Origin of the sequence: Bradyrhizobium sp. 155 (assembly GCF_023101105.1) — a bacterium.
Lineage (GTDB): Bacteria > Pseudomonadota > Alphaproteobacteria > Rhizobiales > Xanthobacteraceae > Bradyrhizobium > Bradyrhizobium canariense_D.
On record NZ_CP064704.1, the window covers coordinates 106,773 to 119,293 of the forward strand.

Annotated in this window: 11 protein-coding genes; 3 read left to right on the top strand and 8 right to left on the bottom strand. The window is 66.6% G+C overall.

From position 1 onward, the window contains the following. Positions 1 to 16 precede the first annotated feature (16 nt). From IVA93_RS00525 to argG, 3 genes are all read left to right on the top strand, one after another. Positions 17 to 511: a hypothetical protein gene (locus tag IVA93_RS00525; protein WP_018459767.1), complete on the top strand. Its 495-nt coding sequence runs from the start codon at positions 17 to 19 to the stop codon at positions 509 to 511. 56 nt (positions 512 to 567) lie between these two features. Continuing rightward, a complete protein-coding gene (locus IVA93_RS00530; RefSeq protein ID WP_018459768.1) occupies positions 568 to 1,344 on the top strand; it encodes a phosphatase PAP2 family protein in 777 nt (258 codons plus the stop codon). A gap of 93 nt (positions 1,345 to 1,437) precedes the next feature. Then, entirely contained in the window at positions 1,438 to 2,775 is a 1,338-nt protein-coding gene (argG, locus tag IVA93_RS00535) for an argininosuccinate synthase (RefSeq protein ID WP_018459769.1), read from the top strand. Positions 2,776 to 2,852: 77 nt separating this feature from the next. Here argG and IVA93_RS00540 read toward each other — a convergent pair whose 3' ends face one another. The 8 genes from IVA93_RS00540 to sdhB all read right to left on the bottom strand — a co-directional run bounded on the left by IVA93_RS00540 (position 2,853) and on the right by sdhB (position 12,514). Further along, entirely contained in the window at positions 2,853 to 5,015 is a 2,163-nt protein-coding gene (locus IVA93_RS00540; RefSeq protein WP_026233874.1) for an OmpA family protein, read from the bottom strand. A gap of 185 nt (positions 5,016 to 5,200) precedes the next feature. After that, positions 5,201 to 5,443: a hypothetical protein gene (locus IVA93_RS00545; RefSeq protein WP_018459772.1), complete on the bottom strand. Its 243-nt coding sequence runs from the start codon at positions 5,441 to 5,443 to the stop codon at positions 5,201 to 5,203. After that, the gene (locus IVA93_RS00550; protein WP_018459773.1) at positions 5,443 to 5,928 is read right to left on the bottom strand and encodes a pyridoxamine 5'-phosphate oxidase family protein; all 486 of its coding nucleotides are present in this window, start codon (positions 5,926 to 5,928) and stop codon (positions 5,443 to 5,445) included. The genes IVA93_RS00545 and IVA93_RS00550 overlap by 1 nt, the downstream gene beginning before the upstream one ends. A gap of 72 nt (positions 5,929 to 6,000) precedes the next feature. Next, positions 6,001 to 6,387, bottom strand: a complete 387-nt coding sequence (locus IVA93_RS00555; protein WP_007598770.1) for a VOC family protein — start codon at positions 6,385 to 6,387, stop codon at positions 6,001 to 6,003. Positions 6,388 to 6,409: 22 nt separating this feature from the next. Then, complete coding sequence (locus IVA93_RS00560; RefSeq protein WP_018459774.1) at positions 6,410 to 7,234, bottom strand: FkbM family methyltransferase; 825 nt, start codon at positions 7,232 to 7,234, stop codon at positions 6,410 to 6,412. Between the two features lie 127 nt (positions 7,235 to 7,361). Next, positions 7,362 to 9,317: an ABC transporter ATP-binding protein/permease gene (locus IVA93_RS00565; RefSeq protein WP_026233875.1), complete on the bottom strand. Its 1,956-nt coding sequence runs from the start codon at positions 9,315 to 9,317 to the stop codon at positions 7,362 to 7,364. Between the two features lie 53 nt (positions 9,318 to 9,370). Further along, the gene (locus IVA93_RS00570; RefSeq protein ID WP_247295784.1) at positions 9,371 to 11,542 is read right to left on the bottom strand and encodes a hybrid sensor histidine kinase/response regulator family protein; all 2,172 of its coding nucleotides are present in this window, start codon (positions 11,540 to 11,542) and stop codon (positions 9,371 to 9,373) included. Between the two features lie 189 nt (positions 11,543 to 11,731). After that, entirely contained in the window at positions 11,732 to 12,514 is a 783-nt protein-coding gene (gene sdhB, locus IVA93_RS00575; protein WP_018459776.1) for a succinate dehydrogenase iron-sulfur subunit, read from the bottom strand. Between the last annotated feature and the right edge of the window lie 7 nt (positions 12,515 to 12,521).

A 12,521-nucleotide genomic window follows, 5' to 3' on the forward strand; every position in this document is an offset into this window, starting at 1 on the left:
CCAATTCGTTCCCATCATGTCCCTGATCGGCCGCCTCGTCGTCATCTTCATCGGCTTCCTCGCCGCCTGTTTCGTCGGCGGCATGATCGTTGTCGTCGCGCTGTTGTTTCCGGAGTTCGCCGATCTCGGCGCCGGTCCCGTCGATCAGGGCACGATCGATATCCTGCTCGGGTTCGGCTTCATCTTCGTCTCGGGCTTTGCGCTGGTGCCGGCGGCGGTGATCGTGGCGATCACCGAGGCGCTCTACATCCGCAGCGCGCTCGCCTATGCCGTGGGCGGAGGCGTCGTGGGGCTCGCCTGCTATCTCGGCCTGGTCCCGTTTCATTCCGACACGCTGCAATTCGAAGGCATTGTGCGGCGGCATCTGGAGATCATGACCGGCGCGGGCATCGTCGCCGGCGTCGTCTACTGGCTGATCGCCGGCCGCAATGCCGGCGCTTGGCGCAATCCGCCGCCTGCGCGCCAACCGCCTCCGCCGCTGCCGTCGAATTCGCGGCCGGATGCGCGGTGACTTTCTGACTTGTCACGGGGTTTTCATCCCTTTCCCACTGGGCTAAACCGCGCGCCATGAACCGGACTGGACTCTTCATCGCCCTGGCGCTGTGGCTCGTGATCGGCGTCGTTTTCGGCCTCTATCCCGAGCTTGATCTCAAGCTCGCCGCGCTGTTCTTCGACCCTGAGACGAAAACGTTTCCGCTCAAGCTGAACGGTTGGGCCGGCTTCGCGCGCGACGCCGCGATGTGGGTCGCCTGGGCGTTCGTGCTGCCTGCGCTGATCGCGCTCGTGGTCAAGATGGTCCGGCCCGACCGCCCGCTGATGGTATCCGGTCGCGCGATCGTCTTCCTGCTGGTCACGATCATCATGTCGGCCGGCATCCTCACCAATCTCGCCTTCAAGTCCTATTGGGGCCGGCCGCGCCCGGTGGTGGTGACGCAGTTCGCCGGCGACCAGCAATTCGTGCCGTGGTGGGATCCGCGCGGGGGCTGCGCGCGCAACTGCTCGTTCTTCTCGGGCGAGGGCGCGACCGCGTTCTGGACGCTGGCGCCGGCCGCACTGGCACCGCCGGCGTGGCGACCGCTCGCTTATGCCGGAGCCGTGGTGTTCGGCCTCGTGACCAGCGGGCTGCGGATGGCCTTTGGCGGCCATTTCTTCACCGACGTGTCGATCGCCGGCCTCGTCACCTTCGTCGTGATCTGGTTTGCCTACGCGCTGATTTACCGCTGGCCGCGGACCCGGTTTTCCGACGAGGCGGTCGATGCCGCCCTGACTCGGCTGAACATGCCCGCTTACCGGCTCCGCCAGCGCCTGTTCGGACGCAAGACGGGTGCCGAGCCGTCAGTTTGAGCCATTAAAGGGGTGCCGAGCCCCGCGAAATTTGATATTCGCGCGGTCAACCCGTGAAACGACATCAGCCCTTCGAGACCGATTGGAAGCCCCATGACCACGATCCTGAAAAGCCTGCCCAAGGGGGAGAAAGTCGGCATCGCTTTTTCGGGCGGCCTCGATACCAGCGCGGCGCTGCTCTGGATGAAGCAGAAGGGCGCGCGCTGCTACGCCTATACCGCCAATCTCGGCCAGCCGGATGAGGCCGATTACAACGAGATCCCGCGCAAGGCGATGGAGTTCGGCGCGGAGAAAGCGCTGCTGGTCGATTGCCGCACGCAGCTCGTCCACGAAGGCATCGCCGCTATCCAGTCCGGCGCCTTTCATATCTCGACCGGCGGCATCACCTATTTCAACACCACGCCGCTCGGGCGCGCCGTCACCGGCACGATGCTGGTCGCGGCGATGAAGGAGGACGGCGTCAACATCTGGGGCGACGGCTCGACCTTCAAGGGCAACGACATCGAGCGCTTCTATCGCTACGGCCTCCTGACCAATCCGGGCCTGCGCATCTACAAGCCCTGGCTCGACCAGCAGTTCATTGACGAGCTCGGCGGCCGCGCCGAGATGTCGGCGTTCATGACGGCGCAGGGCTTTGCCTACAAGATGAGCGCCGAGAAGGCGTATTCGACCGACAGCAATCTGCTCGGCGCGACGCACGAGGCCAAGGATCTTGAAAGTCTCGACAGCGGCATCAAGATCGTCAACCCGATCATGGGCGTGCCGTTCTGGCGTGACGACTGCAACGTCAAGGCCGAGAAGGTTGTGGTGCGTTTCGAGGAAGGCCAGCCGGTCGCGCTGAACGGCCAGACCTTCTCTGATCCCGTCGCGCTGTTCCTCGAAGCTAACGCCATCGGCGGCCGCCACGGCCTCGGCATGAGCGACCAGATCGAGAACCGCATCATCGAGGCCAAGAGCCGCGGCATCTATGAAGCGCCCGGTATGGCGCTGCTGCACATCGCCTATGAGCGCCTCGTCACCGGCATCCACAACGAAGACACCATCGAGCAGTACCGCATCAGCGGCATGCGCCTCGGACGCCTGCTCTACCAGGGCCGCTGGTTCGATTCGCAGGCCCTGATGTTGCGCGAGACCGCGCAGCGCTGGGTCGCGCGCGCCGTCACCGGCGAGGTCTCGCTCGAGCTGCGCCGTGGCAACGACTACTCGATCCTCAACACCGAAAGCCCGAACCTCACCTATGCGCCGGAGCGGCTCAGCATGGAGAAGGTCGAGGACGCGGCGTTCACGCCGGCCGATCGCATCGGTCAGCTCACCATGCGCAACCTCGACATCAACGATACCCGCGCCAAGCTGAAGCTCTACAGCGACACGGGCCTGCTCTCGGGCAGCGAAGGCTCGCAGATCTTCCGGCTGGAGAGCGACAAGAGCTGACACGCTCCATCCGGGCTACGAAACAAAACAAAAAATGGCCGGGATTGCTCCCGGCCATTTTGCATTTGTGTGTCGCCTCAGCGCGGCGGCGCGGTGCCGGGCGGGGGCGGCGGCAGCGAGGCCTGGCCGCCGTTGAGCAACGGCGTGATGTTGCGGACGGTGACGCGCCGGTTGATCGCGCTCGGTCCTTGCGTCTGCTCCTTCAGGTACTGCTCGCCATAGCCTTGCGACGTCAGGTTTTCAGACGGCACACCGAATTGCTGGGTCAGCAATTCGGCCGCGGACTGCGCACGACGGTCCGACAATGACAAATTGTCGACGTCGTTGCCGACCGCGTCGGTGTGACCTTCGATCAGGAACACCACGCGCGGGTTGGCCTGGATCGCACGGTTGAGACCGTCCGCGATCGACTGCAGCTTCGCCGCCTGGTCCGGTGGGATGGTCCACGATCCGGTCTCGAAGTTGATCGTGTTGAGGTCGATGCTCGGCATTTGCATGCGAACATTCGGGCTGTAGCGGATCTCGTCGAGCGTGTAGCGACGGTTGATCCGCTGCACCGGCGGCGCCACCATCGTCTCGTAGATCACGTCCGGCGAGGCCTCCTGGGCGTCGACGATATAGCGATCGTAGGGCATGTTGACGACGGGCGGCGGCGCGTCGACATAGAAACCGCCGACCGACTGCGGATCGCGGTAGCTGTTGTCGATGATGACGAGCTCGCGCCCGGCCGGGTCCCTGCGGATTCGCCGCAGCAGCCGACCGTCCTGACCTACAACGGTAATGATCTCGCTGCCGTCGGGACGGATCACCACGGTGCGGGTATCGGCGCCGACAGTTTCGGTGCGGATGTCGCGGGCGCCATAGCGGAAGCGATAGAGATCGTTGCCGCGGACGTAGGTCTGCCCACCCGGATCGCGGATGATGATGCGGTCCGGCTCGGTGTAGACGGTGCGGCCGCCTTCGACCGACTCGCGGCGCTGGTTGCGGTAGTCGGCGATGGTGGCGCCGATCACGGCACCGGCGACGACACCTGCACCGATCGCGAGCGGCGTCAGGTCACGCTGCGGCGGACGCGGCGGTGGCGGCAGGGGCGTGGTCGTCGTGGGCGCGGCGCGGAACGCCGGCGCAACCGTGGGCGCCGCGTATTGCGCCCTGTTGGGCGGCGGGGTCGCAGCCGCCGAGCCCGGCACGGTGCTCGGTGCAGCGGCGCCGGCGGGGGGAGCCGGCGGCCGGGGCGGGGCGCCTGCCTGCGGCTGGGTCGGCGGAGCTCCGGCAGCGGGTGCACCAGCAGGAGGCGCACCACCCTGGCGTCCAGGGGGCGGTGTCACGGCGCCACCGGGGGCCGGCGTCGTTGTCGGAGCCGGAGTTGCACTAGGCGCAGGAGGCGAACCTGGACGGCCGGGCGGCGGCGTCGGAGTGCCACCGGGAGTCGGCGTGGCCGTCGGCGCGGGCGTGGCGCCTGGAGCAGGTGACCCTGCAGCCGGGGGCGCACCAGGACGTCCGCCGGGAGGCGGCGTACCGGGGCGGCCAGTCGGCGGCGTGCCCGGCGTGCTGCCTGGAGCCGGCGTCGCGGTCGGCGCAGGAGTCGCCGTCGGTGACGGTGTGGCTGCAGGTGCAGCCGGAGCACCCGGTCGCGCGGTCGGAGCGGCCGGCGCAGGCGACGGTGTTGCCGTGGGCGCCGGCGCTGGGCGTCCCTGCGGAGTTGCTGCCGCAGGCGGCGTCGGTGCGTGCTGCGGAGCCGCGGCGGACGGCGGTGCTGGCGGCGGGGGAGCCGGGCGCGCGGAAGGCGGTGCCGGAGGCGGCGGTGTCGGCGCGTGCTGTTGCGGAGCCGCAGCCGGGGGCGGCGCAGGTTGCTTCGGGGCGGCGGGCGGCGGTGGGGGCGGCGGCGGTGCCGGACGGGCCACAGGTGGCGGCGGCGGCGGCGGCGGTGCCGGACGGGCCGCAGGTGGTGGCGGGGGCGGTGGCGGCGCTGCTGGGCGCGGCGGTGCCGCAGCCGGCGGAGGCGCTGCCGGCGGATGGGGAGGTGCAGCTGCGGGCGGCGGTGCGGCCGGGCGCGCGGGCGCCGCGGCCGCTGGTGGTCCCTTCGGCGGCTGCTTCGGTTTTCCGTCAGGGCCGGTCTCTTGTGGCTGCGCCTGCGCGACGACAAGCGGCGGCGCGCCTTGTGCATGCGATGCGGAGCTTGCGAATTGCATCGCGGTCAGAGCCGTGGTGGCAAGCAGCACGAAACGAAGGTTGGTCATGTGGTGAACTTCCCCGGAAGGTTCTTTGACGAAGTGTTCGGATGAACAGCTACGCGTTAGGCCGGATTGTGGCGGACGAAGCGGACGCGGCCCGATTTATTTCTGCACGCAAATCACCTCACTATGGTGACGTTCATTGCGCATTCAGACGCAGGTTGCAATTGCCTCGGATCTGATGCGTCGCCTCATGCGCGATCCCGCGGCGGACTTGCATCCGTCGCGGGATTCGGCGTGAGCGGTCCGTTCGGTCCGCGTGATGGAATCTCTTCAGGCATGCGGCCCGGCAATTCGTCGGGCGGCGCTGGCGAGCCGGGCTCGCGCACCGGCGGTGCGATTTCAGGCTGCGGATTGCTCGGCGGAATCCCCGGCGGCGGTTCGGTGGGCGTACCGGGCGTCGACGGCGGTATCTCGGGCGGCTCGATCGGCATTACATAGAGACCTTGCGGTTGTCGCCGAGATCGGGGCGCGTGTTCGTCACCGCCGCGGCCGCCATCTTCACATAGGAAATCACGGTGCCGGGCGAGTCCCAGAACTCGGCATCGTCAGGCGTGACCTTGAGCACGCGGATGTTCGGATCTTCCGCAGAGTCCCACCACGCCTTGGCCGGCGTCGAGAACAGCTCCTTGATCTTGGCACGGTCATTGGAGATCATTGCGGTGCCCGTCAGCGACACGTATTTCTGGCTGCCGGCATCTGCGAACGACAGGTTGATGGACGGATTGCGCGCGATCTCCTCGTCCTTGTGACGCCGCGCGTCGGTGAGGAAATAAATCGTGTTCGCGTTGCGGTCGAGATAGGCGCTCATCGGCCGCGCGCGGAGCTTGTCGCCATCGCGCGTCACCAGCATCGCGAATCCGATCGTCTTCATCAGATCCCATACGCGGTCGACGTCGCGGGCATTGTCGTTGGCCATGTCGTGCTCCTTCTTGCAAGGGACGACAACGGCGCGCGCGGAACGAGGTTCCGGCCGAAGGATGGAACTTATCTATTCCGGCGCGTGGCAAACCGCCTCGATGTTGTGTCCATCAGGGTCGAGCACGAAGGCGCCGTAATAGGTCGGATGGTAATGCGCCCGGATGCCCGGCGGCCCGTTGTCGCGCCCGCCCGCTGCAATCGCCGCCTTGTAGAACGCGTCCACCGTGGCGCGGTCCTTCGCCAGAATCGCGACATGCACCGGCTTGTTCAGCGCGCCCTCGCCGCCGATCCAGAAATCCGGCTTGCCGTCGGCGCCGAAGCCGGCGGCTGGATCGTGTCCGGTCTGCTCCTGCGTGACCTCCATGATCAGGCTGTAGCCGAGCGGCGCCAATGCCTTGGCGTAGAACGCCTTGGCGCGCTCATAGTCGGAGACCGGGAAGCCCATATGGTCGATCATTCGTAACATCCGTTGTTCGTCGTCAGCGCGACAGGAACGTATTGCTCCGCGTCTTGCGCGCAACCACGAAACCGCGCGCGACCATGTCGGCGATACAATCGTCCCGCCATTCCTTTTGCGACAAATGCTCGATTACCACCGCGCGCGGCCATAGCAATTGCGGCGCGTCGCGGAAGAAGCCGATCAAAACGCGATCCTCGAAGCCCTCGACGTCGATCTTCAGCGCGTCCACCTTGGTGACGCCGGCCTCGCCGAGAATGCGCGTCAACCGCAGCGAGGGCACCTTGATCGCCTCGGCGCTGGCCGTGCCGGTGACGACATGCGTGGCACCGAGATTGTCGCCGCCGCTCTCGATCATCAGCTCGCCGTCGCTGTCGCCGGCGGCCGCCTGCACCAGGCGCACCTGCGTCGCTTTCGACGCGGCCTGGTTGAACGACAGCCGTCCAAACGTCATCGGATGCGGCTCGATGGCGATCACTTTGCCTGATGGCCCGACCTGTCGCGCCATCACCAGCGCGAAGGTGCCGACATTGGCGCCGACGTCGACGAACACGCCGCCCTCCGGGGTGTGCTGGCGCAGGAAGTCGAGCTCGTCGAGATTGTAATCGGGATTGAACAGCGCGCCGCGCTCGGTGGCGCTGCCCTGGTGATAGAAGCGGAACGATGCGCCCTGGTATTGCACGTCGATGGGACCACCGCGCAGCAGGTTCACCAATCGCGACAGCCAGGGCCGGAACGCGCCGCGCTTCAGCCCCGATTGTGTCGCGAGGCGAATGATCGCGGCCTGCGCCGCGTTCGGCGCAAACGCGCCGAACGGCGCGGACGAAGGGGCATTATCGGTCGCCAAGTCAAAGTCCTCGTTGCAAGCGGCGCATGCATAGCCGGTTTTGCCGGGGACTCCAACGCTCGATCCGGGCAACAATCTCTGGGTCGTCCCGGCCTTCGCCGGGACGACGAAGAAAAGAGACCGCCCCTCACGCCGCCTTTTTCGGCGCCTTGCGCTGGCGCAGGAAGCGGCCGAGCAGCTTGCGCTTGCCCTTGCGCGGGATCAGGTCGATATCGCTGACGAGTTTTGCGCCGCCCTTGCGGCGCTCCAGCACGATCTTGCGGCTGTGGAAGGCTTCCAGCTCGACACGATGCGCGACGCTGACGATGGTGGCCTTCGGCAGTTCGTCGGTGATCATCTTCATCATCTTGTCCTGGCTCTTCTCGTCGAGCGCCGAGGTCGCCTCGTCGAGCACGACGATATCCGGGTTGTGCAGCAACAACCGCGCGAAGGCGAGGCGCTGCTTCTCGCCGCCGGACAGCGTCTGGTCCCAGGGTGCTTCTTCCTCGATCTTCTCCTTGAGATGGTCGAGGCCGACCTTGTGCAGGGCCTCGCCGATCTCCTCGACCGTCCAGTCGTCTTCCGCGCCGGGATAGGCGACGGCACGACGCAAGGAGCCCGACGGCACGTAGGGTCGCTGTGGCAGCATGAACAGCCGCCGGTCGGGATGGAAATTGACGCTGCCGCCACCCCATGGCCAGAGCCCGGCGATGGCGCGCACCAGCGTGCTCTTGCCGGTGCCGGATTCGCCGGCCACCAGCAGCCGCTCGCCACGCTCGATCACCACCTCGGTCTCGCCGACCACGGCGGTGCCGTCATCGAGCGTGACGGAGAGATCCTTCAGCTCCAGCATGGCGTCATTGCTGGTCTCGCCGCGCTTGATGCGGCCGAAGCCGTCGCCCAGCTCGGCGCGCTCGAGGCCGTCGAGCGACATCATCAGCGAGGCGATGCGGCGAGCGCAGGCATTCCAGTCGGCGAGCCGCGGATAATTGTCGACCAACCAGCCGAACGCGCTCTGCACGATGGTGAAGGCGGAAGCCGCCTGCATCACCTGACCCAGCGTCATGCTGCCGTCGAGGAATTTCGGCGCGCACAGCAGAAGCGGCACGACCGGCGCAACGAGGCTCGATCCCTGCGACACCAGCGTGGTGCGCATGTGCTGACCCGCGAGCCGCGCCCATTGCCGCAGCACGTTGGTGAAATTGCGGTCGATGCCGTCGCGCTCCTCCTCCTCGCCGCCGAGCAGCGCGATGCTCTCGCCGTTCTCGCGCACGCGCGTCAGCGTGTAGCGGAAATCGGCCTCAGCCTGGTTCTTGTCCTCGGAGACCTGCACGAATTGGCGGCCGATCACCAGGATCGAGCCCGATGCGATTCCCGCATAGAGCATCGCGGCGATCACCAGGAAGCCGGGAATGGTCACCGACGATCCCGCAAGGGTGACGGTGAGCGCGCCGCCGATCGTCCAGAGCACGACGATGAAGGTCACGGCCGACAGCAGCGCGGACGTCACGCCGGCGAGAAAATCCACCGGAGAATCGGTCGCGACGCGCAGATCCTCCGCGATCCGGTATTCCGGATTCTTGTGGTCGCCGCTGACGAGATTGAGCTGGTAATAGCGGCCGTTGCCAAGCCAGCGCGTCAGCACGCTTGCCGTCAGCCACGCCCGCCAGCGCCGCTGGATGCCCATGCGCGCGAACACTTGTGCCACGCCGAGCACGATGCTGCCGATCGCGAGCGGGAAGAATACCGCGGTGAGATGGAAGACGGTGGACGCCTCGCGCTTCTCGATCGCGTCGAAGATCGCCCGATTCCAGACATTGATGCCGTATTGGAAGCCGACGGTGAGGACGATCAGCAGGCCGAGGCCGACGGAGTAGAGCCACGCAAGCCGGTCGCCGTTGCCGCCCCAGAAGCCGCGCGCGCTGATCCAGAAGCGGGTGAGGAGATAGTCCTTGCGGGCCTGCTCGGCCTCTTCAGGCGACAGCTCCGGGTCGGGCTCGACCAGCTCGGGCGGCGGCGGAGCCACTTCCCCGCCGGTCTCGCCGATGATTTCGACGATGGGCGGCTTCTTGCCCGATTCGCGTTTTCTGACCGGCTTTTGCATGGCCGGATAACGCAAGCTAAATCAAAAGGTTCCCGTAGGTTCCGGGCGTCAGCTCACTCGGCGGCGCCGTCGCGCACCCGGCGCCGCGCGACCCGGTGCAGCACGCGCGATAGCTGATCGATCGCGTAGGGCTTCTGCACGAGCTCGAAATCGACCTTGCCGTCCTGGGACAGCGCCTCGCTGTAGCCGGTGGTCAGCACGACCGGCACGCCGATGCCGCGGTCGCGGACCGCCTGCGCGAGATCGAGCCCGGTCATGCCGGGCATCACGATGTCCGAGAAAACGACATCGAAGCGATCGGCATCCATGACCAGCTCGGCGAGTGCATCGGTTGCGTTGTCGATCAGCGTGACGCTGTAGCCGAGCTCGGTGAGGCCGTCGGCCGCGAAATTGGCGAGTTCGATATTGTCCTCGACCAGCAGCACCGACATGCCGCTGCCGGCCACGGCCGGGGCCGTATTCGGTGCCTGCCGCTGCGGCAGCAAATCCGGCGCCACGCGCGGCAGGTAGAGCGAGAAGGTGCTGCCGTGGCCGACCTCGCTGGTGACTGTCACCTCGCCGCCGGACTGCCGGGCGAAGCCGAACACCTGCGATAGGCCGAGACCGGTGCCGTGGCCGATCTGCTTGGTGGTGAAGAACGGTTCGAAGATGCGCTCGAGCCGCGTAGCCGGAATGCCGATGCCGGTGTCGCTGACGGCAATGCCGACGAAACCGTGTTTGCCAGCAAGGTCACGGCCGCCTGAAAGATCAGGGTTGCCCGAGACGGGAGCCCGCGTGTCCGCAATGGTCGCCGCGGCCTCGACGTTGAAGACGATCCTGCCCTTGCCGTGCATGGCATCGCGCGCATTGGTCGCCATGTTGATCAACGCCGTCTCGAACTGGCTTGCATCGGCATTGACGAGGCAGGGCTCGGCCGGCAGCCGCATCGCGATTTCGATCGCGGGTCCGAGCAGCGTCGCGAGCATGTCGTGCAGCGACTGCAACCGCGCGCCGACGTCGAACACCTCCGGCTTCAAGGTCTGGCGGCGCGCGAAGGCGAGCAGCTGCGATGTCAGCTTGGCTGCGCGCCCGACCGCGTCTGCGATGGCCGTGATGTAGCGCTGGCGCCGCTCCTCGCTCAGCTGCGGCCGGTTCAGCAGGTCAACGGAGGCGCGAATCACGGTCAGGAGGTTGTTGAAGTCGTGCGCGACGCCGCCGGTGAGCTGGCCGAGCGCCTCAAGGCGCTGGCTGTGCTTGAGCGCCTCCTCGGCTTCGCGCCGCGCGGCGGCCTCGGCCTGGAGATGCTGGGTGCGCCGGAACGCGAACGCCAGCAGCAGAAACAGCAGCGCGGTGGCGGGAATGCCGAACACCAGATGCTGGCCCATGGTGGCGAACCAGCGCGCGCGGATCGCCGAGGTCTCCAACCCCGCGCTGACATAGATCGGGTATTCGGCGATGCGTCGGTAGCCGATGCGGCGCTCGACCTCGTCCCATGGCCAGGCAATGGTGATGAGGCCATGCTCGGGGTGAGCTGCGATGCTGCGGCCGACCGGCCCGTTAGGATCGAGCCTGAGGTCGCGATCCAGCCGCGGAAGATGCGCCAGCACCACGCCGTCGGTGCGTCCCATGGCGAGGAAGCTGCCAGGGTCGGAGCCGATCCGGGCATAAAAGCTCTCGAAATATTCCGGGAGGACAGAGGCCTGGATCACGCCGATGAAGCTGCCGTCGTCGGAGCCGCGGCGGCGGCTGACCCCGAAGAAGCGCGCGCCCTGATAGGGCTGGCGCGGCGTCAGGGGAACACCGATGTAGCTGCCGATGGTCTGGTCGACATGGGCGGCAAAGTAGTCGCGGTCCGCAAAGCTCTGCGCCGGCGGCGGCGAGGCCAGGCTGTTGACCAGCGACTTTCCGTCCGCATCGAAGATCCATGCCGATTTGAGCTGCGGCAGCGAATCGGAGAGTTGCTTCAGGCGGCGGTGCAGGGCCGGCTCGCGCGAGCGGATGATGTCGTCGGGCATGCCGCGCACCACCTCGTTGATCTCGGCGAGGCTGCGGTCGATGGTCTCGAACACCTTGAGCGCATGCTCATGCGCGACATCGAGGGTGCGCTCGATCTCGCGGTCGGCGATATCTTTCGTCGAGGTGTAGGAGATCGAGGCGGCGATCGCGAACAGCGCAATCGGCAGCGCCAGGGACGCAGCCATCATCCACTGCAGCAATCTCAGCGAATTGCGTTGTGCGCCCTGCACGGTCGCTCCGGTCCCACGCCGGAGAGCTTACTTGAATTTCGCGCCGGGAAGGAAGCGGCTTGTGGCGGGAACCAGAGGTTGCAACCCGCCTGCTTGCGCGCGCAGGGGTGCAGGCAAAATCTACTCGAACACCTGCCCGTCGTAGAATGCCCCGGCCGTTCCGGCCGGGGATCGCAGCATGAATGACGCCTAGATCTGGCGCTCGACCATCTTGAGCTTGAGCTCGGCGATGGCTTCCGCCGGGTTGAGGCCCTTCGGGCAGGCCTTGGCGCAGTTCATGATGGTGTGGCAGCGATAGAGGCGGAACGGGTCCTCGAGATTGTCGAGCCGCTCGCCGGTCGCCTCATCCCGCGAATCCGATACCCAGCGGTTGGCCTGGAGCAGCGCGGCGGGACCGAGGTAGCGCTCGCTGTTCCACCAATAGCTCGGGCAAGAGGTCGAGCAGCAGGCGCAGAGGATGCATTCATAGAGGCCGTCGAGCTTCTCGCGGTCTTCGTGGCTCTGCTTCCATTCCTTCTGCGGCGTCGGCGAGGTCGTCTTTAGCCACGGCTCGACCGAAGCGTATTGTGCATAGAAATTGGTGAGGTCGGGGATGAGGTCCTTCACGACAGGCTGGTGCGGCAGCGGATTGATCTTCACCGCGCCGTCCTTCACGTCGTGCATCGAGCGGGTACAGGCCAGGGTGTTCTGGCCGTCGATGTTCATCGCGCAGGAGCCGCAGACGCCTTCGCGGCAGGAGCGGCGGAAGGTCAGCGACGGGTCGATGTTGTTCTTGATCCAGATCAGGCCGTCCAGCACCATCGGCCCGCAATCATGGGTGTCGACGTAATAGGTGTCGACGCTGGGAGTCTTGCCGTCGTCCGGATTCCAGCGATAGACGCGGAATTCACGGACCTCAGTCGCGCCCGCGGGCTTCGGCCAGGTCTTGCCGCCTGATATCTTGGAGTTCTTCGGAAGTGCGAATTCAACCATTTCGATA